We start from the raw sequence: 25,491 nt of genomic DNA on the forward strand, positions 1-25,491 counted from the left end.
GGTGTTCACCGGCATCGTCGAAGAGGTGGGCACGCTCGTCGTCCGCGAGGAGCAGACCGACGCCGCCCGGATGGAGATCCGGGCGCACAAGGTGCTCCAGGACGTCGCCCTCGGCGACTCCATCTCGGTCAACGGCGTCTGCCTGACCGTGACCGACGTCCGCGACGGCGTCTGGAGCACCGACGTCATGGCCGAGACGCTGCGCCGCAGCAGCCTCGGCAAGGCGGACGAGGGCACCCGGGTCAACCTGGAGCGCGCCGTCACCGCCCACACCCGCCTCGGCGGGCACATGGTGCAGGGGCACGTGGACGGCGTCGGGACCGTGCTGACCCGCGAGCCCAGCACCCACTGGGAGGTCTTCCGCATCGCGCTGCCGGCGGGGCTGGCCCGGTACGTCGTCGAGAAGGGCTCCATCGCCGTCGACGGCGTCTCGCTGACCGTCAGCGCCGTGAGCGCGGCCACCGACCCCGAGCCCTGGTTCGAGGTCAGCCTGATCCCCACCACCCTCCGCGAGACGACGCTGGGCACGCGCGCCCCGGGGGACCCCGTCAACCTGGAGGTCGACGTGATCGCCAAGTACGTCGAACGACTGCTGGAGGCACGTCGGTGACCACACCTCTGACCCGGCTCGACAGCATCGAGACGGCGATCGCCGCCATCAAGGACGGCCGCCCGGTCGTCGTGATCGACGACGAGGACCGCGAGAACGAGGGCGACCTCATCTTCGCCTCGGAGCTGGCCACGCCCGACCTCGTGGCCTTCATGGTCCGGTACACCTCGGGCTACATCTGCGTGGCGGTCACCGAGGCCGACGCCGACCGGCTGGACCTGCCGCCCATGCACCGGGTGAACCAGGACCGCCTCGGCACCGCCTACACCGTCACCGTCGACGCCCGCGAAGGCGTCACCACCGGCATCTCCGCCTCCGACCGGGCCACGACGATCCGGACGCTCGCGAACCCAGACGCGACCTCGCGCGACCTCTCCCGGCCGGGGCACATCGTCCCGCTGCGCGCCAAGGACGGCGGCGTGCTGCGCCGGCCCGGCCACACCGAGGCCGCCGTCGACCTCGCCGTGCTCGCCGGGCTGAGCCCCTCCGGCACGCTCTGCGAGATCGTCAGCGAGAAGGACCCGACCGGCATGGCGCGGGGCGAGGAGCTGCGCGTCTTCGCCGACGAGCACGACCTCGTCATGGTTTCCATCGCCGACCTGATCGCCTACCGCAAGCGCTTCGACAAGCTGGTCGAGCGGGTGGCCGAGGCGATCGTCCCGCTGACCCCGGGCACCTTCACCGCCGTCGGCTACCGCAGCTCCTACGACGAGCGCGAGCACGTGGCCTTCGTCTACGGCGACATCGGCGACGGCGAGGACGTGCTGGTGCGCGTGCACTCCGAGTGCCTCACCGGCGACGTCTTCGGCTCGCTGCGCTGCGACTGCGGGCCCCAGCTGCAGGCGGCGCTGCAGGCCGTCGCCGACGAGGGCCGCGGCATCGTGCTCTACATCCGCGGGCACGAGGGCCGGGGCATCGGCCTGCTGCACAAGCTGCAGGCCTACCAGCTGCAGGACCTCGGGGCCGACACCGTCGACGCCAATCTCGACCTGGGCCTGCCGGCCGACGCCCGTGACTACGGCACCGGGGCGCAGATCCTGGTCGACCTCGGCGTGCACACCATGCGGCTCCTCACCAACAACCCGGCCAAGCGCGCCGGCCTGGAGGGGTACGGCCTCAAGGTGCTGGGCCGGGTGTCGCTGCCCAGCCACGTGACGAGCCAGAACCTGGGTTACCTGCGCACCAAGCGGGACCGGATGGGGCACCTCCTGGACATCATCGAGCCGGAGCCCGAGGCCCCGGGAAAGCCTCCGCACGCCGACCCGATCCCGGAGAACGTCCCCCTGCGCGTCGACGAGCAGCCCTCGTGAGCGGCACGGGCGCACCCGTCGTCGAGCCGGTGGACGCCGCGGGCCTGACCCTCGGCATCGTCGTCACCACCTGGCACGCCGAGCTCACCGACAGCCTGCTGGCCCGCGCCCTCGAGGCCGCCCGGGCCAGCGGGGTGCCGGAGCCGACCGTGGTCCGCGCGCCCGGCGCCGTGGAGCTGCCGGTCGTCGCCCAGGCGCTGGCCGAGCGGCACGACGCCGTGGTCGCCCTCGGCGTCGTCATCCGCGGCGGGACGCCGCACTTCGAGTACGTGTGCGACGCCGTGACCGCCGGCCTCACCCGGGTCGCGCTCGACGCCTCCCGGCCGGTCGGCAACGGCGTCCTCACCTGCGACACCGAGGAGCAGGCGCGGGACCGCGCCGGGCTGCCCGGCTCGAAGGAGGACAAGGGCTGGGAGGCCGCGATCGCCGCGCTGACCACCGCCCTGACCCTCCGCGACCTGCGCGGCCCGCAGCGCACCACCGGCTTCAGCGCCGTCCCCGCCGGAGGCCGGTCGTGAAGACGTTCGACGCGCTGTTCGCCGAGCTCGCGGCCAAGGTCGCCGAGGGCGATCCCGCCTCGGGCACCGTCACCGCGGTCCGCGACGGCGTGCACGCCGCGGGCAAGAAGGTCGTCGAGGAGGCGGCCGAGTCGTGGATGGCCGCCGAGCACGAGGGGGAGGAGCGCACGGCGGAGGAGATCAGCCAGCTCCTCTATCGGGTGCAGGTGCTCATGCTCGCCCGGGGTCTGACCCTGGACGACGTCTACGCTCACCTGTAGAAGGACCCTCCTGCCCCCCACTGCTCGCGAGCTCGCAGCGGGGCCCTGCAGGAGGGCCGCCCTGTCAGCTCACGTCTGAGGAGTGTCCGCGTGCTGCGCATCGCCGTGCCCAACAAGGGCGTCCTGAGCGAGCCGGCTGCGGAGATGCTCGCCGAGAGCGGCTACCGCCAGCGGCGCAGCACCAAGGACCTCGTCGTCTTCGACCCTGACAACGACACCGAGTTCTTCTACCTACGGCCCCGGGACATCGCCGTCTACGTCGCCGCCGGCACGCTGGACGTCGGCATCACCGGCCGGGACATGCTGCTGGAGACCGCGCCGCTCGACGGCGAGGGGCCGGCCGCGGTCGAGGTCATGCCACTGGGCTTCGGGCGGTCCTCGTTCCGCTTCGCCTCACCGGTCGGCTCGGGGATCGAGCGGGTCGACCAGCTGGCCGGCAGGCGCATCGCCACCGCCTACCCCGTGCTGCTGCAGCGCCACCTCGAGGAGTCCGGCATCAAGGCCGACGTCGTCAAGCTGGACGGCGCGGTGGAGACCGCGTGCCGGCTGGGCGTCGCCGACGCCGTCTGCGACGTGGTGGAGACCGGGACGACGCTGCGCGCGGCCGGGCTGCACATCATCGGCGAGCCGGTGCTGGCCAGCGAGGCGATCCTGGTCGGTCGCGAGGGTGCCGAGGAGATCCCCGCGGTGGCCCAGCTGCGGCGTCGGCTCCAGGGCGTCCTGGTCGCCCGGCAGTACGTGATGCTCGACTACGACTGCCCCGACGACATCCTGGCGCGGGCCACGGCGATCACCCCCGGCATCGAGGGCCCCACGGTCAGCCCGCTGCAGCGTTCCGGCTGGTCGGCGGTGCGGGCCATGGTCCGGCGCAGCGAGACCAACCAGGTGATGGACGACCTCTACGAGCTCGGCGCCCGCGCCATCCTCGTCACCAGCATCCACGCCTCCCGCCTCTAGGCCCCGCGGCGCTCAGGCGCCGGGGTCACCGAGCTCGTCAGCGGTGGCAAGGGTGGTGACCCGGCCCAGAGCCGTCCTGGCCGCCGGTCGGAGCTGGTCCACCAGCAGCGAGACGCCGGCGAACGTGGCGCCGGTGGACTCCACGAGGTGCTGGACGGCGGCGGCCTGGCTGCCGCGCTCCGCCCAGTCGTCCACGAGCAGCACGGGGTCGCGCGGGTCCAGCACGGCCTGCATGCGCAGGCGGTGGCGCAGCCCCCGGTAGTCCTCCGCGGCCTCGACCGTCACCTTGGGTCCGGGGAACAGCCCGCCCTCCTTGCGCACCGCCACGAAGCCCACCGCGAGGGACACGGCAGCGGCGGCGCCGAGCAGGAAGCCGCGCGACTCGATGCCGACGACACGTGTGATGCCCTCGTCGCGCCACGAGTCCGCGAGTCCGGTCATGACGGCCGCCAGTGCGTCGGCGTCGGCGAAGACGCGCCAGACGTCGGCGTGACCGCCGCTCCAGCGGAAGTGGGCGAGCAGGGCGTCCCGGGCCGCGGTCACCGGGGGAGTGTGCCCCCTCGTCGTTGCCCACGGACTCTACCGGCGCGACCGTCACAGCGGGAAACTCTCCGGCGCCCTCACTCGTCACACGGGCATGCGCCGACTCCTGCCGCTCCTCGTGCTCGCAGCCGTCCTCGTGGTGGCCGGCTGTGGTTCCGGTGACGACCGCTCGTCCGCAGCCGAGGGCACGGCGGAGGGAACCGGCAGCGACCCCGCGGCGGGCGGCATCTCCCAGGCCGACAACGACCTGCAGATCGAGGTCGACCTGGGCGACGGCAGCGCACCGCAGACCTGGACGCTCACCTGCGTGGGCTTCGTCGAGGGCAGTCACCCCGACGCGCAGGCGGCCTGCGACCACCTCGCCGGCATGGAGCGCCCGTTCGCCCCGCTGCCCGAGGACGTCGTCTGCAGCCAGCAGTACGGCGGCCCGGAGACCGCGCGCGTGATCGGCCGCTGGGGCGGGGAGCCGGTGGAGCTGGACCTGTCCCGTGTCGACGGGTGCCGGATCGCGCAGTGGGACGCGCTGGTCCCCGTGGTGCCCGCGCCGGCGGGCTGAGTCCGGGTCAGCGCACCCGCGTGGTGCGCTCGACCAGGTCGATGGCCGTGCACAGCCCGAGGGCGGTGGCACGGCTGCCCGTGGAGCCCGACGTCAGCAGCGCGTCCACGGCAGGTGCCAGCGGCCGCTCCCCGACGAGCGCGTGCAGGACCGCGGCGTACTCGCTGCTGACGCGGCCGGCCGCGGCGTGCCGCAGCACCGCGCGGGACAGCTCCGTGGTGCGGCACGCGGCCAGCGCGTTGACCCCTGCGGCGAAGCGCGGGGCGGCGGGGTGGCCGAGGAGCACGAGGCCGGCCACGGTGCCCGCCATGACGTCGTCGCCGGCGGGCGTCAGGCCCGGGCCCATGCCGATGAGCCTGGTCGCGGTGCGGAGGGCGGCGTCGAGGTCGGCCCGCCGGACGGCGCCGCGCAGCGCGGCCAGCGGTCCGCCGGGGCCGGTCGGCAGCCCGGGCAGCCCGAAGGCGCTGTGCGGGACGCCGTCGCCGTAGAGGGTGGTGCGCAGCTGGCGGACGCCCTCGGGGAGCAGGGCGGGGCGGGCGCTGGGCAGCCGGGGGCGCGGGTCCCACCACGCCGCGGCGCTCACGACCAGATCACCGACGACGACGCGGCCGCCGCCCACCTCGGCCGTCGCGGTCGGCGGCACGAGCGGGCGGCCGGTGCTGGGCCGGCGCAGCACGCAGCCGAGCGGCAGCCGGACCGCGTCGCTGGTGAGCACACCCACGACGTCACCGTCCCGCTCGCCGGACACGTGCAGGTACACGCCGGTCGGCGTGCTCGCGATGACCCGGGCGCGGCGGACCGGCCCGCGCAGCAGCGCGGCGACACCGGTGCTGGCCGCGGCCGGCACGGCGGTGACCTGCCCCAGGGCGGGTCCCGCGGCCGCGGTCCTGCGGGGGATCGGGATGGTGGACACCCCGGTGCGCGGTATTCGGCCGCGCGTCGCGGTCGCCCCCGGACGGTCGTCCCTGTCCGTCGTCTCGTCGATCGTTCGCATGGCGGCCTCTCGCCAGTGGGGCCACGGCCCCCGCCCAGGTCCCGCCCGGGAGCCGGACGCAGAGGGGCAGGTGCCGCCTGGTGCGGGGTGACGGCCTAGCATCGCTGCGAGCGGGGATGAGCGGGCTTCGAACCTATGCGGCGCGTCGCACGCCCTCTTATGGCGGAAGTCGCCAAGAATAGGTGTCGGCGTCCAGGGAGTCCTGACAGGCTTCCGGTACGCCAGGGCCTCATCGGCAACTGAAGGGGGACGCGACGTGACGCAGAGTGATACGTCGACGACGTTGTCCACTCAGCGTGACGGAACCGTGCCGTTTCGGCGCACCTGGGCCGTCGAAGAGCCGCCGCGCACCGACTCCGCCCGGACCGAGCGCGGGAGCTGGCAGGAGCGCATGGGACTGACCGTCGAGGACGCGCTGGAGCTTCCGGGGCTGGCCGGCACCACCGTCGCCGCAGGGGCGAGCGGTCTGGCGCGGTCGGTCCGGCACATGGTCATCGACAAGCCGACCGACCCGCTCGCCGGTGCCGGGATCGACGTGCTCGTGGTGCTGGGCGCCCGGCTGCCGCCCGCCGACCCGGCCAACTGCCGGGCGCTGGTCGAGCGGCTGGACTCGATGGGGACCGCGGCGCTGGCCTTCCGTCGCACCGAGGGTCCGCCGCCGATCCCGGCCGAGGTGCTCGCCGAGGCCGACCGCCGTGGGCTGCCGGTCCTGGCGCTGCCCGCCGGTGTGCGCCTGGACGAGGTCGTCTCCGAGGTCCTGGGCGCGGTCGTCACCAAGCAGGGCCAGGCGCTCGCGCTCAACTCGCGCATGGACGACCAGTTCATGGAGGTCGCACTCACCGGGGGTGGGCTGGCCGAGGTCACCCAGCGGCTGGCCGTGATGCTCGACGGGGCGGCGGTCCTCGGGTTGGGACCCGACCGCGAGGTCGTCACCAGCGCCGGCCCCCGGGACGACGTCGCCGAGATCAGCGACTGGCTGTGGCTCCTGGACGCCGCCGCCGACGACGCCCTGGCCGAGCTGACGCCGTCGCGGCGGCTGGCCGGCGTGCGGGCCGACCGCACGGTGGTCACCCCGGCCGACGTGCTCGCCGACGCCGACCTCTCACCGGCCGACGGCATCCTGCTCGTGCCCGGCCACCACCAGCTGCCCGGCGGGGTGGGGGAGTACGCGGTCGCACCGATCATGGCCGGCGACCAGCGGCACGGTTGGCTGGTCGCCGTGCACCGGACCGGCGCGATGCTGGTCGGCGCGGGCGGCGTGCTGGAGCGCGCGGCGGTCATCGCGGCGCTCTCGGTCATCCGCCTCCAGGCGGTGCACTCCGTGGAGCTGCGCTTCCAGGGCGACCTGGTGCGCCGGCTGGTGGGCGGCTCGGTGGGCCACACCGAGCGCACCCTGGCCTACACCCGGTCCTTCGGCTGGCGGCTCGACGGGCCGGTCGCCGTCCTGGTCACCGCGACCGAGACCATCGCCGATGCCAGCGGTGACCCCACCCGCGCGCTCGACGTCCTCGACCGGCTGGCCGACGGCTGGCGGTCGGCGCTGGAGGCCGAGGTGGCCGGCGCGGCCGTCGCGGGGCTGGCCACCGAGATCGTCACGCTCCTGCCGCTGGACGGCCGCACCCCCGACGAGGTGTCCTCCCTCGTGACCGCCGTCGCCTCCCGGGTCAACGGCCGCCTGCGCCGGCTGGGCCGCGTGCTGGGGACCGGCATCGGCCGGCCCGCCGGGTCGCTGTCCGAGCTCGCCGAGGCGCACCGCCAGGCGCAGCGCGCACTCGGCGTCGGGCAGGAGATCCAGGGCGGGGCCTCGGTCACCCACTTCGACCAGCTCGGGGTGTTCCGGCTGCTCTCGCTGATCCCGGACAGCACCGAGCTGCGGTCCTACGTCGACGAGGTGCTCGGCCCGCTGGCCGACGCCACGGACGCCGACTCCGCCGACCTGCGCGAAACGCTGCTGGTGCTGCTCGAGACCAACCTCAACGTCGCGGAGTCCGCTCGCCGGCTGCACTTCCACTACAACACGATGCGCTACCGGATCGGCAAGCTCGAGCGCATGCTCGGGCCCTTCACCAGTGACCCGACGCTGCGGCTGAACCTGCTGCTGGCCCTGCACGCCGCCCGGATGAGCGGCCTGGACCAGCCGCACCGCCCGCCGCTCGAAGCCGGGATGACGCCGCCGCCCGACGAGGGGCTGGACTCACTGCTCTAGGCGGGACCGGCCAGCCAGGCGTCGATGCCCGCGTGCAGCCGACGCCGCACCGGCTCGGGGGCGAAGGACGCGTCCACCGAGGTCCGGGCCAGCTCGGCCAGTGCCTCGTCGTCCCAGCCGTGCACCTCGCGCACCGCCGCGTACTCGGCCGGCAGCGACCAGCCCGTCTCCGCCGGCACGTCGGTGGACAGGGTGACCACCAGGCCCGCATCGCGGAGTGCCGGCAGCGGGTGCTCGGCCAGGCCCGGCACGAGCCCGAGGGCGACGTTGGAGGAGGGGCACACCTCCAGCGGGATGCCGCGGTCGCGCAGCTCGGTCACGAGGCCGGGGTCCTCCAGCGCCCGGATGCCGTGGCCGATGCGCTCGGCGCGGCCGACACCGATCGCCTCCCGGATGCTGGCCGGACCGGCCGTCTCCCCGGCGTGGTGGACGAGGTGCAGCCCGGCGTCCGCGGCGTCGGCCACGACCTCGGCGAACGGTGCCAGCGGGTGGTCCTCGGCACCGGCGAAGCCGACACCCACCACGCCCTGCGCGCGGTACCGCGCGGCCAGCTCGACGGTCCGGCGGAAGCGCTCGACCGACCGGCGGCGCGGATGGTCGAGGAGCACCTGCACCTCGAGACCTGTCTCGGCGCGGCCGATGGCCAGCCCCTCGAGCACGGCCGCCAGCGGCATCTCCGGGTCACCGAGCCGCTCGCCGTGGCCGGCCGCGGTGACCGTCACCTCCGCGTAGCGCACGCCGTCGGCGTGCTGGTCGGCGCAGAACTCCCGGGCCACGCGGACGAAGTCCTCCGGCCGGCGCAGGCAGTCGCGCACCGCCCCGTTCACCTCGGCGAAGGCGCCGAAGCCGGCATGGCGCGGTGTCCGCGGCGGGAGCGCGACCCCGTGGTCGTCCGCGAGGTCGCGCGCGGTGGACGGGCGGACGGTGCTCTCCAGGTGCACGTGCAGGTGCGCCGTGGGCAGGGCGGAGAGGTCGCGCACCGGCGCAGCGTACGAGGGCCGGTGTGCGTGCCGTGCCGGTCCGGGGCAGGGTTCGGGGAAGTGCCGCACCCTGCGGCCCGGAGGAGGAGACCCACATGAGCGACCCCGCCCGTCCGCTGCAGGGAAAGGTCGCCCTGGTCACCGGGGCCTCGTCGGGCATCGGGGCGGCGACGGCGGAGGCGCTCGCCGCGGCTGGTGCGGCGGTCGCCATCGGCGCCCGCCGGCGCGACCGGCTCGACGAGCTGGCCGGTCGTTTCCGCGGGGACGGCGCCACCGTGCTGCAGCTGGACCTCGACGTCACCGACGAGCAGGCCTGCGCCGACGCGGTCGCCCGCACCCGCTCCGAGCTCGGCGGACTCGACGTCCTGGTGAACAACGCCGGCGTCATGCTGCTGGGGACGATCGTCGGCGCCGACCCCGAGGACTGGCGCCGGATGATGTCGACCAACGTCCTGGGGCTCATGTACATGACCCACGCCGCGATCGACGGCATGGTCGAGCAGGGGGCCGGCGACATCGTGAACGTCTCCAGCGTCGCCGGCCGGCTGGCCCGCAAGGGTGCCGGTGTCTACAACGCCAGCAAGTGGGCGGTGAACGCGTTCAGCGAGTCGCTGCGCCAGGAGGTCACCGGCCGCGGTGTGCGGATCGGGCTGGTCGAGCCCGGGGCGGTGGCCACCGAGCTGACCGACCACATCACCCAGCCCGAGGCCAAGGCCGCCTCGAAGAAGATGGCGACCATGATCACGCCGCTGCAGTCCGAGGACATCGCCCGGGCCGTGGTCTACATGGTCAGCCAGCCCCGGCACGTCGCCGTCAACGAGATGCTCGTCCGCCCTACGGATCAGGAACGGTGACGAGGGCGTAACCGGCCGTCGGCCCCGTCCGGAGGCTCGCCGCGAGCGTGCGAGTGGTGAGAGGGACGGGGTCCTTCTTCAGTCGTGGAAGACCTCGATGGCGGCGCCGATCTCCACCAGGCGCTCGTAGAGGTGCTCGTAGCCGCGGGCGATGATGTCGACGTTGCGCAGCACCGAGGTGCCCTTCGCCGCCAGCATCGCCAGCAGGATGCACACCGCGGGGCGCAGGGCCGGCGGGCAGACCACCTCGGCGCTCGACCAGTGCGTCGGGCCGTCGACGAGCACGCGGTGCGGGTCCAGCAGCCGGACGTCGGCGCCCAGGCGGGTCAGGTCGGAGAGGTGGATCGCCCGGTTGTCGTAGACCCAGTCGTGGATCATCGTCGCCCCCTCCGCCTGCGCGGCGATGACCGCGAAGAACGGCAGGTTGTCGATGTTGAGGCCCGGGAACGGCATCGGGTGGATCTTGTCGATCGGCGCCCGCAGCTGCGAGGGGTGGATGGTGATGTCGGCCAGCCGGGTGTGCCCGTTGTCGGCCAGGTACTCCGGGGACAGCTCGTAGCGAAGCCCCATCTCGGCCAGCACCGCGAGCTCGATCTCCAGGAACTCCACCGGCGCCCGGCGCACGGTGAGCTCGGAGCCGGTGACGATGCCGGCGGTCAGCAGGCTCATCGCCTCGACCGGGTCCTCGCTGATCGTGTAGTCCACGTCGGCGTCCAGTACCGGCTGCCCGTGGACGGTGAGGGTCGTCGTTCCCAGGCCCTCGATCTGCACGCCGAGCAGCTGCAGGTACAGGACCAGGTCCTGGACCATGTAGTTGGAGCTGGCGTTGCGGATGGTCGTGGTGCCCTCGGCGCGGGCAGCGGCGAGCAGCGCGTTCTCGGTGACGGTGTCGCCGCGCTCGGTCAGCACGATCGTCCGGCTCGTGGCACCGGTCGGTGTGACGGTGCCGTGGTACTCGCCGGCCCGCGCCTCGATCTCCAGCCCGAAGGGGCGCAGCGCGATCATGTGCGGCTGCACGGTGCGGGTGCCCAGGTCGCAGCCACCGGCGTAGGGCAGCTCGAACTCCGGCGCCCGGTGCAGCAGCGGGCCCAGGAACATGATGATGCTGCGGGTGCGCCGGGCGGCGTCGGCGTCGATGCCGGCCAGGTCGAGCTGCTCGGGGACGACGAGCGTGAGGTCGTGACCGGCCTCGTCCCAGGTGGCGGAGACGCCGATGGAACGGAGGACGTCGAGGATCCGCTCCACCTCGACGATGCGGGCCACGTTGCGCAGCGTCGTCCGGCCGCGGTTGAGCAGTGCCGCGCACAGCAGTGCGACGGCGGCGTTCTTGGACGACTTCACCGCCACGCTGCCGCTGAGCAGCCGCCCGCCGGTGACCCGCAGGTGCGTGGGGCCGGCCGGGCCGACGCGGATCAGCTCGCTCTCCAGGGCCGCGGACAGCCGGCCCAGCAGCTCGAGCGTGAGGTTCTGGTTCCCCTGCTCGATACGGGCGACCGCGCTCTGGCTGGTGCCCAGCCGCTCGGCGAGCTGCTGCTGGGTGAGTCCCCGGTGCCGCCGGGCGTCGCGGACCAGCGCGCCGATCCGGTGCATCGCGGTGTCGGGGGAGAGTTCGGTGACCGTCACCGGGTCACGTTATCTCGTGTATGAGATACACCCGGCTGCGCCGTGCCGGTGCCACCCGAAAGGTTTCCGGTCCAGGATGGGCGCATGGACGTCCTCGTCACCGGCGGCACCGGCCGCCTCGGGCAGCACCTCGTCCCGCGGCTGCGGGACGCGGGTTCGGTGGTGCGGCAGATGTCGCGGCGCGGCACCGGGCCGGGTGGCGTGCGCGGTGACCTCGCCACCGGCTTCGACCTGCGGACGGCGCTGGCCGGCGCCGACGTCGTCGTCCACGCCGCCAGCGATCCGCGCGGGGACCCGTGGCAGGTCGACGTCGCCGGCACCCGCCGGCTCGTCGAGGCGGTGGACCGGGACCGGCTGCGCCACCTCGTGTACGTCTCGATCGTCGGCGTCGACCGGATCCCCTTCGGCTACTACCGGGCCAAGTTCGCCGCCGAGCAGGTGCTGCTCGCCTCGGGCCTGCCGGTCACCCTGGTCCGGGTGACCCAGTTCCACGACTTCGTCGACGAGCTCCTCTCGACGGCCCGGCGCGGACCCGTCCTGCCCGTGCCGATGGGGTGGCGGGTGCAGCCGGTCGACGTGGCGGAGGTCGCGGGCCACCTGGTGGAGGTCAGCGCCGGTCCGCCGGCCGGTGCAGTGGTGGAGTTCGGCGGCCCGGAGGCGCTCACCGTGGCCGAGCTGGCGCGCGCGTGGGCCGGCGCCCGGGCGCCCGGCGTGCACGTGGTGGCCACGCCGGTGCCGGGCCGGATGAGCTCGGCCGCGCGGGACGGTGCGGCCCTCCCGGGCGGCGGTGCGCGTGGACGGCGCACCTACGCGGAGCACCTCCTGGGCTGAAGCGCGGCGATCCTGCCGGATTGCGCGCCGCGACCGCCGCACCGGCTGCGACGGCCGGAAACCGCGAGGAACCTGTCGGTGCCCGTGCCTAGGGTGCGGCCGTGAGCTCTCCGACACCCGTCCTCGCCGGGCGCACCGTCCTGGCCGTCGTCGTCACGGTGCTGGCCTGGGCCTCGGCCTTCGTCGCCATCCGCGGGGTGGGGGAGGACCTCTCACCCGGCGCACTGGCGCTGGGGCGGCTGCTGGTCGGCGCCACGGTGCTGGGCGCGCTGCTCGTCGGGCGCGGCTGGGTTGCCCCCGACCGTCGGGAGTGGACCCTGCTGGCGGTCTGCGGCGTCGGCTGGTTCGGCATCTACAACGTGGCGCTCAACGCGGCCGAGCAGCACCTCGACGCCGGCACCACGGCGATGCTGGTCAACATCGGCCCGATCCTCATCGCGGTCCTCGCCGGTCTGCTGCTCGGCGAGGGCTTCCCGCGGTGGCTGGTCGTGGGTGTGGCCGTCGCCTTCGCCGGCGTGCTGCTGATCGGCAGCGCCACGCGGGGCGCCGACGCCGACCTGGTGGGAGTGCTGCTGTGCGTCGTCGCCGCCGTCACCTACGCCATCGGGGTAGTCGCCCAGAAGCCGCTGCTGCGCCGGCTCCCCGGCCTGCAGGTCACCTTCCTCGCCTGCGCCATCGGTGCGGTCTGCTGCCTGCCGTGGGCCGGTGTGCTGGTCGGTGACCTGCGCACGGCGCCGGCGGGGTCCGTGGCCGGCATGGTCTACCTCGGGGTGGTGCCGACGGCGCTGGCGTTCAGCACGTGGGCCTACGCGCTGCGCCGGATGGACGCCGGCCGGCTGGGGGTGACCACCTACCTGGTGCCGCCCCTGGTGATCCTGCTCGGCTGGCTGTTCCTCGACGAGGTGCCGCCCGGGCTGGCCGTCGTCGGTGGCGCGGTGTGCCTGGCGGGCGTGGCGCTCTCCCGGCGGGGCGGTCAGCGCCGCGCGACGACGCCGGAGCCCGCGCCGCTCGCCGCGGGCGCCTGAGCTTCCGGGCGGACGCGGGCCGCGTGTGCAGCGCCCCCGCCTCATGGGGTAGGCAGGCACCCGGGACGACGACCGGGAGGACCACGGTGGAGCAGCAGGAGTGGACGCAGGTGGTGGGTGCCGCCACGAAGGCGCCCTCGATCCACAACACCCAGCCGTGGCGGTTCACCGCCACGGCCGACCAGCTCGACCTCTACGTCGACCCGGGCCGCGCGCTGCCGGTGCTCGACCCGACCGGCCGGCAGCAGGTGATCAGCTGCGGCGTCGCCGTGGAGTTCGCGGTCGTCGCCCTCGCGGCCGCGGGCTGGCTGACCGAGGTGGAGCTGCTGCCGGACGCGGGCGACGGCGACCACCTGGCCACCCTCCGGCTGATCGGCCCCATCGAGGCCACGGCCCTGGACCGCGAGCTGGCGGCCGCGATCGATCACCGGCACACCGTGCGCGACCCGTTCCAGCCCCGGGACCTGCCCGCCCAGCTGCTGGACCGGTTGCAGGCCGAGGCCGGCGCCTTCGGCGCCTGGTTCAAGCCGGTGACCCGCTCCGAGGAGGAGGTCGCCACCGTCTTCCTCATCGACCGGGCCGAGGAGATGGAGCAGGGCGACCCGGCGTACCTCGCCGAGCTGCAGAGCTGGCTGCGCACCGACCCCGCGGCCGTGGACGGTGTGCCGGTCGAGGCGGTGCCCAGCGGCGACCCGCACCAGCGGCCCTCGAACTGGACGATCCGCGACTTCGTCGTGGGCACCCGGCCGCACGCGGCCAGCGGTCCCGCCCACGACCCCGACGCCCCGCCGCCCGAGGTCGAGCGGCCCACCGTCGTGCTCATGGGCACCGACGGCGACGACCGGTACGACTGGCTCCAGGCGGGCCGTGCCCTGGGGCGCGTGCTGCTGCTGGCGACGTCCGCCGGGATCGCCGCCTCGTCGCTCACCCAGGCGCTGGACTGGCCGGCCACCCGGGCACGCCTGCGCACGCGGCTCTCGCTGGTCGGGTATCCGCAGATGCTCCTGCGGATGGGCTACCCGCAGGAGGGCGCTCCGGTGGCGGCCAGCGGTCGTCGTCCGGTGGACGAGGTGCTGGCGCCCGCATCCGACGGCTGAGCGCCGCGCCGGTCGATCAGTCGCTGCGCCGCGCCGGCGCCCAGTGGTCCTCGGCGTCGGTGTCCGTGTCGTCCACCGGCCCGGCGCCCGTGGTCCCGGGCGCGGGGGTCCGGCTCTCCGCGCGGCGCGCAGCTGCCTCCAGCGCCTCGTCGCGCTCGCGGGCGCGCTCCGCGCGTTGCGTCCGTGCCTCCTGGACGCCGGCGGAGTCGGTGCTGCCTGCCCGCCACAGGAAGAGGGCGGTGAGGGCCAGCCCGACGGGCAGCACGTAGGCGGCCGCCCGCTCGGTCGCCCCCCGGGCCAGCACCTCGACGTCGGCGACGAAGAACGTCGTCGCCGCTGCCCCGACCAGGCCCAGCAGGACCAGCACGGTGCCGAGCACCTCCGACCGGCGGCGCAGGGCGTACGCCAGGCAGATGAGGCCGACGGCGCTCCCGACGAGGTAGAGCGCCGCGCCCGTGCCGTGCCAGGTGTCGGAGCGGTCGGAGGGGAAGACGCCGACGAGCAGGGTGCCCACCGAGGCGATCCCCAGCAGGTAGGCGGCCGCTCGGCCGGCGCCGCCGCGGAGGACGGGCAGCAGCAGGAGGGCGCCGCCGAGGACCAGTGCGGCCTGGACCACGAACGAGGCGTTCATAGCCTGGTGCCCGGGCCAGGTCGTCTCGCCCAGGTCGCTGATGACGTCGTCGACGCGCGAGTGGCCCTGCCCGCGGAGCTGCACCACCGTCTCCACGACGAAGAACTGCAGCGTCGCCAGCCAGGCGAGCGCGCCCCAGCGGCGTCGGGAGGGAGTCACGGGGTCCATCGTCCCAGCCGCTGCAGCCCGGCCCGCGCCAGCACCGCCTCGAGCTGCGCCGCGGACAGCCACGACGGGTTGCTCCCGGCAGGCATCCGCAGCACCTCGGCGGTGCGGAAGTGGGGATCGGCCAGCAGCTCGCCCCGCTCGACGGGATCGGGGAGGCGGGTCAGCCGCACCGGGAGGGCCGGGCCGTCGTCGCCTCCTGTGTCCTCCCGCAGGGCCCCGGTGACGGTGCCGACGGCGTGGACGCCGGGCAGCACGCGACCGCTCACCCACAGCAGGACGGGCTGGCCCGGGGCGATCAGGTCGAGCCGGTAGGAGCGCCGGACGCAGCGGGTCAGCTCCCGCTCCTCGCCCGGCGCCCAGCCGGGATCGATCTCCGTCGGTGGCCGAGTGCTCTTGAGCAGCCACGCTGCCCATGCGTCCGGCCCCGTCCCGAGGCTCACCGTGAGCCTGCGAGTGGTGAGAGGGACGGTGTCCTCCCTCAGTCGGTGGCGGCGTGCCGCTCGGCGCCGGCGGGGTCCGCGTCGTCGGAGCCCACGGCCTGGCGCTCCAGCTCGGTGCGGTGCTCGAGCACCTCGTCGCTGGGGTGCGGGTCCTTGGCGTGCTGCGTGCGGTCCCGGGTCACGTTCTCCTCGGGCAGGAGGACGTCGTCCAGGTCCGGCTGGTCGGGGGTGGTCATCGAGGTGCTCCGTCCGTCGCGATTGCTGTCCCTCGGGCCATAGCCACCAGTCGCCCGGCCTAACCCGGGACGAGGCTCACCGCGGCTCGAGGCGCGCCGCCGGCAGCCAGTTCTCGATCAGCGCCGGCCCGTCCGGGCCGGTCACCGCGTAGGTGACCCGGCCCTGCCAGGCGCCGTGCCGCTGGCGCCACTCGACCAGCAGTCCCGGCCACGTTCCCGGCGCGTCCGGTGGGTCGTGCACCCAGCAGTGCCTGCCCTCCCCACCGCGCCCGGCTGCACCGCCGGCGGAGGCGGCCGGCGCCGGGGGCGGGGTGGGGGCGGTAGGCGGTACGTCCCGAGGCATCGGGTCGGGGTCGGCCGAGGACCGCCCGGAGAGCGCCGCCCGCTCGGCGAGCGACTGCCTCGCCCCGCCCCGCTGCATCCCTCCGGCCACCTGGAGAGGGTCGCACGGATCGAACACCCGTTCGACAGGTGCCGAAGGTGGCGTGTCCGATTGTGAACACTGCGTGCCGTTTTGCTGTGGCCAGCACCACTGGATCTCCAGTGGCCGATCTCGGGGCCCCGTTCTATGGCCGGCTGCGTCGGACGGCGGCGTCGCCACTCTCCGTGCAGGGGCGACTGCATGTCCGCTACCGGGGTGCGGGCACCGACACGCGTCTCGTGGCGTCGCGTTCCCGATTCGTTACCTGGCGGTCGCAAGCGGTCCTTAACGTCCGCCGCCGTCACCCAGCTCCACCGCATCCAGTCCCTCGGAAGGATCAACGCGTGCCCGAAATCCTCGGCACCGCACGGCGATCAGGCACTGCACGTGCCCTCGGACGCCGCGCCGCCATCGGCACCGCCGCTGTCTCCATGGCAGTGGTCGGCATGCCCGCGCTCGCCCTCGCGGCGCCCCCGACCGCGCCCTTCATCTCGGAGATCCACTACGACAACGACGGCACGGACACCGGCGAGTTCGTCGAGGTCCACCTGCCTGCCGGGACCAGCTCCGCGGGACTGTCCGTCGTTCTCTACAACGGGAGCAACGGCGCCACCTACGGCACGCTCGCTCTCCCCGAGGTGACCGCGCCGGCAGATGCCCCCGCTGTCGTGGCCGTCGACGGTCCGGCCAACGGCATCCAGAACGGCGCACCGGACGCGCTGGCCCTCATCCGTGACGGCGCCGTCCTGGAGTTCCTCTCCTACGAGGGGACCTTCGCGGCGACGAACGGCCTGGCTGCCGGTACGACCAGCGTCGACATCGGCGTCTCGGAGGCAGGCAACGAGCCGGCCGGCCAGTCGCTGTCCCGCACCTACGACGCCGCTGCGGACGCACTGGTCTGGGCCGGTCCCGCGGCGAGCACGCGCGGCGCGGTCAACCCCACCACAGGCGGCGAGACGCCCGGTGACGGTGAGACCCCCGGAGACGGTGAGACCCCCGGAGACGGTGAGACCCCCGGAGACGGTGAGACCCCCGGAGACGGTGAGACCCCCGGCGACGCCTGTGCGACCGAGCCGACCCACGCGGTCGGGACGGTGCAGGGCACCGGCGACACGACGCCGCTCGACGGCCAGACGGTCACCGTGCGCGGCGTCGTCGTCGGCGACCTGCCCGGCATGTCCGGCTTCTTCGTGCAGGACGCCGGCGACGCCAACCCCGCCACGTCCGACGGCGTCTTCGTCTTCAGCCCCGCGGCGGTGGACCTCGGCGACACCGTCACCGTGAGCGGCCCCGCGGCGGAGTACTTCGGGCAGACCCAGATCGGCGACGGCAACACCGTCACCGTCTGCGCCGAGGGCACTGCGGCCGACCTCCCCGCGGCCACCCCGCTGGACCTGCCGGCCGACGACGACGCGCGCGAGCGGGTCGAGGGCATGCGCGTCGAGCCGGTGGACGACCTCACCGTCAGCGAGGTCTACGACCTCACCAGCTTCGGCGACCTGACCCTCTCCGAGGGCGGCCTGCTGGTGCAGCCGACCGAGCTCGCGCCCCCGGGGCCGGCTGCCGAGGCGATCGCGGTCCAGAACGAGCTGCGCCGCATCGTCCTCGACGACGCGGTCGGTGGCCGCACCAGCGTCGAGACCGCCCCGTACCTGACGTCGGCGAACCCCGTCCGCGTCGGTGACGTGGTCGACTTCACCGAGCCGCTGGTCATGGGCTACGGCTTCGACCAGTGGCGGCTCTTCCCGGCCGACGGCACCGCGGACGGCGTGTTCGCGCCGCAGGACACCCGGCCGGAGTCCCCGGACCCGGTCGGCGGCGACATCCAGGTCGGCGCGTTCAACGTGCTGAACTACTTCCTCACCTTCACCGGCTCCGATGCCCGGGGCGCCCGCAGCCAGGCCGCCTTCGAGCGCCAGGCCGCCAAGATCGTCACGGCCATCAACGCGATGGACGCCGACGTGCTGGCGCTCATGGAGATCGAGGACACCGCTTCCACCGGCTTCGGGGACGGCGGCCCGGACCAGGCGGTCGCCGACCTGGTCGGGCGGTTGAACGCGGCCGCCGGCTCCGCCAAGTGGGCCTACAGCGCCTTCCCGGAGGAGCTGCTGGGCACCGACCGCGACGTCATCCGCAACGCGGTCATCTACCAGCCGGCGTCCGTGACGCCGGTCGGGGACGCCGTCGGGCTGGTCGACGAGACCAACTTCGACAACGCCCGCGAGCCCATCGCCCAGACCTTCGAGGCCGAGGGCGACGTCTTCACCGTCGTCGCCAACCACTTCAAGTCCAAGGGCAGCGGCTCGGGGGCCAACGCCGACCAGGGTGACGGCCAGGGTGCCTCCAACCCCGACCGCATCGGCCAGGCCGAGGCGCTCGCCGGTTTCGTCGAGGAGCTGCAGGCGAGCACCGGCGACGACGACGTGATGGTGCTGGGCGACCTCAACGCCTACTCCCAGGAGGACCCGATCCGGGTCCTCGAGGCGGCCGGCCTGACCGACCTGGGCACCGCCTTCGACCCGGGCCGCTACAGCTACGTGTTCGACGACCAGTCCGGATCCCTGGACCACGCGATGTCGACCGCGGGCCTGACGGCCAAGGTGACCGACGCCGCGCACTGGAACATCAACTCGGTGGAGTCCTTCGCCTACCAGTACACCGGCGACCCGGCGCTCTACGCCCCGCACCAGTTCCGCTCCAGCGACCACGACCCGCTGATCGTGGGCCTGGACCTGGGCGAGCCCGGGGACGGCGGCGTCATCGACGACGGCCTCACCGAGCTCCAGCTGCTCGGGTTCAACGACTTCCACGGCCGGCTGGGCGAGGCCGTCGCCCTCGCCGGCACGGTGGAGGAGCAGCGGGAGCGCGACGACATCGACGCCACCGTGCTGGTCTCGGGCGGTGACATCATTGGCGCCTCGCCGTTCGTCAGCTCCGTCCAGCAGGACGCGCCGACGCTCGAGGTGCTCAACGAGATGGGCCTCGACGTCTCCACGGTGGGCAACCACGAGTTCGACCGTGGCTTCGAGGACCTGATCAACCGGGTCGGCGTGGACGGGGAGAGCGGCCTGGCCGACTTCCCCTACCTGGGTGCCAACGTCTACTTCGACAACGGCGACCCCGCCCTGCCGGAGTACGTCCTCACGGACGCTGCCGGTGTCTCGGTCGCCTTCATCGGCGTGGTCACCGAGGAGACCAGCTCCCTGGTCTCCCCGGCGGGCATCGAGGGGATCACCTTCGGGGACCCGGTCGAGGCCGCCAACCGGGTCGTCGGTGAGCTCACCGACGGCGCCGGCGACGAGGCCGACGTGATCGTCCTGCTCGCCCACGAGGGTCCCCCCGGCGACGACCTGGAGGAGCAGCGGGCCGCGGACACCGCATTCGCCGACATCCTCGCTGACGTCGACGCCGACGTGGACGCGATCTTCAGCGGCCACACCCACCAGACCTTCGCGTGGGAGGCGCCGGTGGGCGACGGCGGGGAGACCCGGCCGGTCATCCAGAGCGGGTCCTACGGTGAGCTGCTCGGCCGCATCTCGCTGACCTTCGACGAGGCCACCGACGAGGTGATCGAGTTCGAGGTCGAGAACCTGGAGCTCACCGAGCGGTCGGAGGAGGACCTCGTCGCCGCGTACCCGCGGGTCGCCGAGGTCGCCGGGACCGTCGCCGAGGCCGAGGCCTTCGCCGACGAGGTGGGCAGCGAGGTCATCGGCTCGCTGGTCGCCGACATCACGCGGGCCTTCACCGCCGACGGCACCGAGGACCGCGGGTCGTACTCGGCGATCGGCGGCCTGGTCGCCGACTCCTACGTCTACGGCACCGAGCTGTCGGCGGGGGCGCCGGCCGACCTCGGCCTGGTCAACCCCGGTGGGCTGCGCGCCGACCTCCTCTTCGACGAGGAAGGTGCACCCGGGGAGATCACCCTGGCCGAGGCCAACGCGGTGACCCCGTTCGCCAACGACCTGATCGTGGTCAGCCTGACCGGCGAGCAGCTGGTGCGGGTCCTCGAGCAGCAGTGGCAGCCGGAAGGCAGCTCGCGTCCGTTCCTCGCACTGGGGACGTCCGAGGAGCTGACCTGGTCCTACGACCCGGAGCAGCCGGCCGGTGAGCGCATCATCGTCGACAGCATCCGGATCTCCGGTGAGCCGATCGACCTGAGCGCGACCTACCGGGTGGCGACCAACAGCTTCCTGGCCTCGGGTGGTGACAACTTCACCGCGTTCGCCGAGGGCACGTCGGAGGAGACGGGTCTGATCGACTTCGAGGGCTTCCAGGCCTACATCGAGGACAACCCGGGGCTGGACCCGGCGGACTACCTCGGCCGCGTCACCCTGACCGACGGCTCGACGCCGCCGCCCGGCGACGGTGACGGTGACGGCGAGCAGCCCGGTGACGGTGACGGTGACGGGGAGCAGCCGGGTGACGGTGACGGCAACGGCTCCGGGAACGGGAACGGGGAGCAGCCCGGTGACGGGAACGGCTCCGGCAACGGGAACGGCTCCGGCAACGGGAACGGCTCCGGCAACGGGAACGGGAACGGGAACGGCCCCGGCAACGGCTCCGGCAACGGCTCCGGCAACGGCTCCGGCAACGGGAACGGCTCCGGCAACTGGGACGCCGGCAGCGGGGACGACTTCGGGAAGGGCGGGGACTCCCTCGCCTACACCGGGGCCGAGGTCACCGGCCTGGTCGGCCTGGGGCTCCTCCTGACCGCCGCCGGTGCGGCGACCGTGGTCGCGGCCCGGCGCCGGAAGGGCCTCGCGGACTGATTCCGCAGGTCCCAGCACGCGGCCGGAGGCCGGTCCCCAGAACGGGGGCCGGCCTCCGGTCGTTCGTGCGTCCGGCTCAGTCGGTAGCGGCTCCGGCCACGCCCTCGGCCAGGGTGCGGGCCACCTGCCGGAGCAGCGGGTGCTCCGGCAGGTCCTCGACCAGGACCGGGAGAGGCAGCGACCAGTTGGGGCGGTCGTCCGCTCCGGGCATGTTGGGGCGACGGGGCTCGCCGACCGCGTCGTCCAGCGTGGCCGACAGCAGCAGCGACGGCGCCCGGGCCAGCAGCCGGTGAGCCTGCTCGACCGCCTGTTCCGGCGTGGCGTCGTCGGCCAGGCCCGGCAGGTGCTCGAGCAGGGACGAGCGGCCGCGCTCGAGCTCCACGTCCGTCCCGGTGCCCTGCTCGCGCTGCTCCTCGACGTCGGCGCCGCTCCACAGGCCGGCGACCGTCGGCAGGTCGTGGGTCGTGATGGCGGCCATCGCCTCGGCCGGCCACTCCGCGGGGTCGTCGTCCTCGAACCAGAGCAGGCGGTAGGAGAGCACGCCGTGCTCGGCCATGGCCTCGCGGACGCCGTTCTCCACGGTCCCGAGGTCCTCGCCGACCACGAGGGCCTGCGCCCGGTGGCTCTCCAGGGCGACGATGTCGAGCAGGTCCTCGGCCGGGTAGCGCACGTAGGCACCGTCGGCCGCGGTGCCGTCGCGCGGCACCCACCACAGCCGGAACAGCCCCATGACGTGGTCGATCCGCAGGCCGCCGGCGCCGGCGATGGTGGCGCGGATGGACTGGATGAACGGCTCGTAGTCGGCGTCGCGCAGCCGCCACGGGATCAGCGGCGGCGAGCCCCAGTCCTGCCCGGTCGAGTTGAAGGCGTCCGGCGGGGCGCCGACGCTCACGCCGTCGGCGAGCACGTCCTGCCACGTCCAGGCGTCGGCGCCGCCGCCGGCGAAGCCGATCGGGAGGTCCTGGATGACCGTCATGCCGTCGGTGGCGGCCGCGAACTGCAGCTCGAGGGCCCACTGCAGCCAGGCGTGGAAGGCGACGACCGCGCCGTGCCGCTCCACGTAGGCGGCCAGCGCCTTGCTGCCCGGCCGGCGGAGCTCCTCGGGCCAGGTGTGCCAGTCGGCGCCGTGCTCCTCGGTGATGGCCGCCCAGGTGGCCCAGTCCTGCAGGGTCTGCCCCTGCTCCTCGCGCCAGCGCCCGAACGCCTCCCCGCCCCCGTGGGCGAAGAAGATCCGCATGAGCACCTCGCGCTTGCGGGCCCAGACGGCGTCGCGGTCGATGAGCTCACCGTCGCTCAGCGCCCGCCCGGCGTCCTCCTCCAGGTCCACGGCGTCGGCGCCGGGCACCTCCGGAACGCGCAGGTAGATCGGGTTGAGGAAGCGCCGCGTCGCCGGCAGGTAGGGGCTGGCCTCCTGCTCGGCGATGGGGGCGACGGCGTGCAGGGGGTTGATGAGCACGAAGCCGGCGCCCTGCCCGGCGGCCATGCGACGGATGCTGCGCAGGTCGCCGAGGTCGCCGATGCCCCAGCTGTCCTGGCTCCGGGCGGCGTAGAGCTGTACCGCCCAGCCCCAGGTCCGCTGCTCGGGCAGCCAGCACCGGCCCGGGGACACGATGAGCCGGCGACGGCGCCCGTCGGCGGACTGCAGCCAGTGGTAGCCGAGCGGGAAGTCGGCGGGCAGGGAGCCGGCGATCGAGCGGACCTCGCCGTCCTCGCAGATGACCTCGCCGCCCTCGACCTCCAGGGAGTCGCCGGGGCGGGCGACGATCGGCGCTCGCCCCTCGAGGTCCTCCGGCGGCGTCCCGATGATCTCGCGCAGCTTCTCGATGGTCTCCTGCGCTACCTCGTGCTCCTCGTCGAGCGCGTCCAGCCAGCTCGCATCGATGCCCCAGTGGTCCGTGGTCGGTGTCCCTGTCACGAGGCGATCCTCGCCGGGGGGCGCCGAGCCCGCAGTCTCAGGGACGCGACCGTGGGGAAGCTCGCTTCGTGGCAGGTGCCGCGGCCGGGTCCTCGGGCCAGGGATGCCGGGGGTAGCGGCCGCGGAGCTCGCTGCGGACGGCCGGGTAACCGGTGGTCCAGAAGCCGGCGAGGTCGGCGGTGGTGGCGACGACCCGCTGCGCGGGGGACAGCAGCTGCAGCCGCAGCGACCGGCCGGCCACCTGCGGGGCCTGCGCCCAGCCGAACACCTCCTGCACCCGGACCGACAGCGTGGGTACGGCCGGATCCCCGTAGTCCACGCGGATCCGCGAGCCGGTCGGGACGGTCACGGCATCGGGGACGACGGCGTCGAGCTCCCCGCTCAGCTGCCAGGGCACCAGGGCGCGCAGGGCGGCGACGACGTCGAGCCGGGCGAGGTCGGCGCGGCGTCGGGCGCCGGAGAGGTCGAGCGCGGCGAGCAGTGCCTCGTCGTCGACGGCCGGCCACGGGTCGCCCAGGCCGTCATGGGCGGCGGCCAGGCGCTCGCGGAGGCGGCGGGCCGCCGTCGTCCAGGTGAGCAGGCCAAGCCCCTCGCGGCGGAGCCCCTCGCCGACCGCCGCCGTCAGCGCAGCGGGGTCGGGTGAGGCGAGCGGCCGCTCGGCCAGCACGATCGCGCCGAGGCGCTCCACGCGGGCGCCGCGCACGTCGCCGTCGCGCCACGACACCTCGTCCCCGTCGGCGTGCAGCGAGGCACCGGCCTCCAGGGCGGTGGCCTCGTCGATCGCGACGGCGGACCGCACCCGGGCGTCCCGGCGCCCCGGGGACCGGTCGGCCACGGCGATCGCCAGCCACGTCGCGCCGGAGAGCGCGGTGCCCGGCGGCAGCTCCGCGCCGGTGCCGGCGGCCATCAGGTAGCTCGAGCTGTCCGGGCGTCGGCGAGCCAGCCGTTCGGGGTGGGCGAGGCCGACCACCAGCCCGGCGGCGATGTCGTCGGGCAGCCGCGGGGCCGCGACGTCGTCCACCGACCGCTCGAGGCGGGCCACCTCGTCGTGCCAGCGCGCGGTGGCCCCGCGGTCGGAGCCGGAGCGCAGCGCGCGCCACGTCGCGGCGAGGTCGTCGCTGCGGGACGGGAGGTCCGCCGACAGCATCGCCACCACCTCGGCGGCCCGGCGGCGGCCCACGAGCGGCGCGCCGTCGAGCAGGGCGCGGGCCAGCCGGGGGTGGACGCCGACGGCGGTGAGCGCGCGCCCGCGGGGGGTCGCCCGGCCCTCGTCGTCGACCGCGCCGAGGGTGCGCAGCGTCTGCCCGGCCACGAGCTGGGCCGCCGCGGGCGGCGGGTCGAGCAGCGGGAGGCCGGCACCGCCGGGCGCTCCCCAGCACGCCAGCTCCAGCTCGAAGGCGGTGAGATCGGCGACGGCCACCTCCGGCTCGTCGTGCGCGGGGAGCCGGTCCTGCTCGGCGGGGGTCCAGCAGCGGTAGACCGCACCGGGCCCCTCCCGCCCTGCGCGGCCGGCGCGCTGGGTGACCGCCGCGCGCGAGGCCCGCACCGTGACCAGTGAGCCGAGGCCGCGCGCCAGGTCGGCCCGGGGCACGCGGGCGAGGCCGGCGTCGACGACGGTCCGGACGCCGGGCACGGTCAGGCTGCTCTCCGCGAGGGCGGTGGCCAGGACGACGCGTCGCCGGGGCCCGGTCCGGAGCGCTGCGTCCTGGGCCGCCGCCGGCAGCCGCCCGTGCAGCGGGAGGACGTCGGCCTCGAGCCCGCCGAGCTGCTGGGCCACGGTGCCGATCTCGCCGGCTCCCGGGAGGAAGACCAGGACGTCGCCGGCGCGTTCGGCCAGCGCCCGGCGGACCGTCGCCGCCACGTGCCCCAGGAGCCGGGGGTCGACCCGCAGCCCGTGCGGCGGGTCGACCGGGCCGGCCGGCGGCGCCCAGACGACGTCGACGTCGTGCAGGGCGCCGGAGGCCTCCACCACCGGAGCCGGCCGGGTGTCGTCGCCGAGCAGGCCGGCCAGTCGTTCCGCCTGGGCGGTCGCCGACATCGCGAGCAGCTGCAGCTCCGGGCGCAGGGCGGCGCGGACGTCGAGGCCGAAAGCCAGCGCCAGGTCGGTGTCCAGGTGTCGCTCGTGGCACTCGTCGAGCACGACGGCGTCGATCCCGGACAGCTCCGGGTCGGCCTGCAGCCGCCGGACCAGCAGCCCGGTGGTGACCACCTCGACGCGGGTGGCGGCGCTGCGTCGGCTGTCGCCCCGGACGCTGTAACCGACCCGGCCGCCCACCTGCTCGCCCAGCAGCGCAGCCATGCGGCGGGCCGCGGCCCGGGCGGCGACCCGTCGCGGCTCGGCCACGAGCACCCGCCCCGGGACGGCGCCGGCCAGCGCGAGGGGGACCAGCGTGGTCTTGCCGGTGCCGGGCGGGGCGACCAGGACGGCGCTGCCGCGGGCCGCGAGCGCGTCGGCCAGGGCCGGTAGCGCGGAGCGGACCGGCAGGTCGGTCCCCGGCGTCCCGGGCGGTGGCAGCACGGGTCCAGTGTCGGTGCCGGCCCCGCACA

General features: G+C 74.7%; 22 protein-coding genes. 12 read left to right on the forward strand and 10 right to left on the reverse strand.

Translation table 11 applies throughout. The annotated features are described in order from the left end of the window. The first annotated feature begins 1 nt into the window (after position 1). From BLS70_RS15145 to hisG, 5 genes are all read left to right on the forward strand, one after another. The gene (locus tag BLS70_RS15145) at positions 2 to 610 is read left to right on the forward strand and encodes a riboflavin synthase (RefSeq protein WP_091769687.1); all 609 of its coding nucleotides are present in this window, start codon (positions 2 to 4) and stop codon (positions 608 to 610) included. Next, positions 607 to 1,920 carry a bifunctional 3,4-dihydroxy-2-butanone-4-phosphate synthase/GTP cyclohydrolase II gene (locus BLS70_RS15150; RefSeq protein WP_176946439.1) on the forward strand — a complete coding sequence of 438 codons (1,314 nt, stop codon included), beginning with the start codon at positions 607 to 609 and terminating at the stop codon, positions 1,918 to 1,920. Before BLS70_RS15145 ends, BLS70_RS15150 begins: the two co-directional genes overlap by 4 nt. Beyond that, positions 1,917 to 2,438 (forward strand): 6,7-dimethyl-8-ribityllumazine synthase, encoded by a 522-nt coding sequence (gene ribH / locus BLS70_RS15155; RefSeq protein ID WP_091769689.1) that lies wholly within the window; start codon positions 1,917 to 1,919, stop codon positions 2,436 to 2,438. The genes BLS70_RS15150 and ribH overlap by 4 nt, the downstream gene beginning before the upstream one ends. Further along, positions 2,435 to 2,698 carry a phosphoribosyl-ATP diphosphatase gene (locus BLS70_RS15160; RefSeq protein WP_091769691.1) on the forward strand — a complete coding sequence of 88 codons (264 nt, stop codon included), beginning with the start codon at positions 2,435 to 2,437 and terminating at the stop codon, positions 2,696 to 2,698. Before ribH ends, BLS70_RS15160 begins: the two co-directional genes overlap by 4 nt. Before the next feature lie 90 nt (positions 2,699 to 2,788). Continuing rightward, positions 2,789 to 3,655: an ATP phosphoribosyltransferase gene (hisG, locus tag BLS70_RS15165; protein ID WP_091769693.1), complete on the forward strand. Its 867-nt coding sequence runs from the start codon at positions 2,789 to 2,791 to the stop codon at positions 3,653 to 3,655. Positions 3,656 to 3,667: 12 nt separating this feature from the next. Here the strand turns inward: hisG and BLS70_RS15170 are convergent, their stop codons facing one another. Next, entirely contained in the window at positions 3,668 to 4,198 is a 531-nt protein-coding gene (locus BLS70_RS15170; protein WP_091769695.1) for a phosphoribosyltransferase, read from the reverse strand. 94 nt (positions 4,199 to 4,292) lie between these two features. On the opposite strand from BLS70_RS15170, the gene BLS70_RS15175 reads away from it, so the two are divergent. Beyond that, on the forward strand, positions 4,293 to 4,754 hold the full coding sequence (locus BLS70_RS15175; protein WP_091769697.1) for an SSI family serine proteinase inhibitor: 462 nt from the start codon (positions 4,293 to 4,295) through the stop codon (positions 4,752 to 4,754). A 7-nt stretch (positions 4,755 to 4,761) separates the two neighbouring features. Here the strand turns inward: BLS70_RS15175 and BLS70_RS15180 are convergent, their stop codons facing one another. Further along, on the reverse strand, positions 4,762 to 5,667 hold the full coding sequence (locus tag BLS70_RS15180) for an oxamate carbamoyltransferase subunit AllH family protein (RefSeq protein WP_255362494.1): 906 nt from the start codon (positions 5,665 to 5,667) through the stop codon (positions 4,762 to 4,764). Positions 5,668 to 6,139: 472 nt separating this feature from the next. Between BLS70_RS15180 and BLS70_RS15185 the strand changes: the two genes are divergently transcribed. Then, a complete protein-coding gene (locus tag BLS70_RS15185; protein ID WP_091769900.1) occupies positions 6,140 to 7,954 on the forward strand; it encodes a PucR family transcriptional regulator in 1,815 nt (604 codons plus the stop codon). Here BLS70_RS15185 and add read toward each other — a convergent pair. Beyond that, positions 7,951 to 8,934 (reverse strand): adenosine deaminase, encoded by a 984-nt coding sequence (add, locus tag BLS70_RS15190; protein ID WP_091769702.1) that lies wholly within the window; start codon positions 8,932 to 8,934, stop codon positions 7,951 to 7,953. The genes BLS70_RS15185 and add overlap by 4 nt on opposite strands. 95 nt (positions 8,935 to 9,029) lie before the next feature. On the opposite strand from add, the gene BLS70_RS15195 reads away from it, so the two are divergent. Next, positions 9,030 to 9,788 carry an SDR family NAD(P)-dependent oxidoreductase gene (locus tag BLS70_RS15195; RefSeq protein ID WP_091769704.1) on the forward strand — a complete coding sequence of 253 codons (759 nt, stop codon included), beginning with the start codon at positions 9,030 to 9,032 and terminating at the stop codon, positions 9,786 to 9,788. A gap of 78 nt (positions 9,789 to 9,866) precedes the next feature. On the opposite strand, the gene BLS70_RS15200 is transcribed toward BLS70_RS15195, so the two are convergent. Beyond that, on the reverse strand, positions 9,867 to 11,411 hold the full coding sequence (locus BLS70_RS15200) for a helix-turn-helix domain-containing protein (protein ID WP_255362495.1): 1,545 nt from the start codon (positions 11,409 to 11,411) through the stop codon (positions 9,867 to 9,869). Positions 11,412 to 11,495: 84 nt separating this feature from the next. On the opposite strand from BLS70_RS15200, the gene BLS70_RS15205 reads away from it, so the two are divergent. The 3 genes from BLS70_RS15205 to BLS70_RS15215 all read left to right on the forward strand — a co-directional run bounded on the left by BLS70_RS15205 (position 11,496) and on the right by BLS70_RS15215 (position 14,364). Further along, positions 11,496 to 12,242: an SDR family oxidoreductase gene (locus BLS70_RS15205; protein WP_091769706.1), complete on the forward strand. Its 747-nt coding sequence runs from the start codon at positions 11,496 to 11,498 to the stop codon at positions 12,240 to 12,242. Positions 12,243 to 12,343: 101 nt separating this feature from the next. Next, positions 12,344 to 13,267: a DMT family transporter gene (locus BLS70_RS15210; protein WP_091769708.1), complete on the forward strand. Its 924-nt coding sequence runs from the start codon at positions 12,344 to 12,346 to the stop codon at positions 13,265 to 13,267. An 86-nt stretch (positions 13,268 to 13,353) separates the two neighbouring features. Beyond that, positions 13,354 to 14,364 carry an Acg family FMN-binding oxidoreductase gene (locus BLS70_RS15215; RefSeq protein ID WP_176946440.1) on the forward strand — a complete coding sequence of 337 codons (1,011 nt, stop codon included), beginning with the start codon at positions 13,354 to 13,356 and terminating at the stop codon, positions 14,362 to 14,364. 16 nt (positions 14,365 to 14,380) lie between these two features. Here the strand turns inward: BLS70_RS15215 and BLS70_RS15220 are convergent, their stop codons facing one another. From BLS70_RS15220 to BLS70_RS21380, 4 genes are all read right to left on the reverse strand, one after another. Further along, the gene (locus tag BLS70_RS15220) at positions 14,381 to 15,163 is read right to left on the reverse strand and encodes a DUF998 domain-containing protein (protein ID WP_255362496.1); all 783 of its coding nucleotides are present in this window, start codon (positions 15,161 to 15,163) and stop codon (positions 14,381 to 14,383) included. Then, positions 15,151 to 15,603, reverse strand: a complete 453-nt coding sequence (locus BLS70_RS15225; RefSeq protein ID WP_091769712.1) for a hypothetical protein — start codon at positions 15,601 to 15,603, stop codon at positions 15,151 to 15,153. The genes BLS70_RS15220 and BLS70_RS15225 overlap by 13 nt, the downstream gene beginning before the upstream one ends. A 38-nt stretch (positions 15,604 to 15,641) precedes the next feature. Next, a complete protein-coding gene (locus BLS70_RS15230; protein ID WP_091769714.1) occupies positions 15,642 to 15,839 on the reverse strand; it encodes a hypothetical protein in 198 nt (65 codons plus the stop codon). Positions 15,840 to 15,915: 76 nt separating this feature from the next. After that, the gene (locus BLS70_RS21380) at positions 15,916 to 16,080 is read right to left on the reverse strand and encodes a hypothetical protein (protein ID WP_233488778.1); all 165 of its coding nucleotides are present in this window, start codon (positions 16,078 to 16,080) and stop codon (positions 15,916 to 15,918) included. A gap of 524 nt (positions 16,081 to 16,604) precedes the next feature. Here BLS70_RS21380 and BLS70_RS20865 point away from each other — a divergent pair. After that, on the forward strand, positions 16,605 to 21,029 hold the full coding sequence (locus tag BLS70_RS20865) for an ExeM/NucH family extracellular endonuclease (RefSeq protein WP_176946441.1): 4,425 nt from the start codon (positions 16,605 to 16,607) through the stop codon (positions 21,027 to 21,029). A 76-nt stretch (positions 21,030 to 21,105) separates the two neighbouring features. On the opposite strand, the gene malQ is transcribed toward BLS70_RS20865, so the two are convergent. Together malQ and hrpB are read right to left on the reverse strand one after the other, a co-directional pair. Beyond that, positions 21,106 to 22,944 (reverse strand): 4-alpha-glucanotransferase, encoded by a 1,839-nt coding sequence (malQ, locus tag BLS70_RS15250; protein WP_091769722.1) that lies wholly within the window; start codon positions 22,942 to 22,944, stop codon positions 21,106 to 21,108. Between the two features lie 37 nt (positions 22,945 to 22,981). Beyond that, entirely contained in the window at positions 22,982 to 25,462 is a 2,481-nt protein-coding gene (gene hrpB / locus BLS70_RS15255; RefSeq protein ID WP_218122442.1) for an ATP-dependent helicase HrpB, read from the reverse strand. Positions 25,463 to 25,491 lie beyond the last annotated feature (29 nt).

The organism is Blastococcus aurantiacus (assembly GCF_900102425.1).
In the GTDB taxonomy this organism is placed as follows: domain Bacteria; phylum Actinomycetota; class Actinomycetes; order Mycobacteriales; family Geodermatophilaceae; genus Blastococcus; species Blastococcus aurantiacus.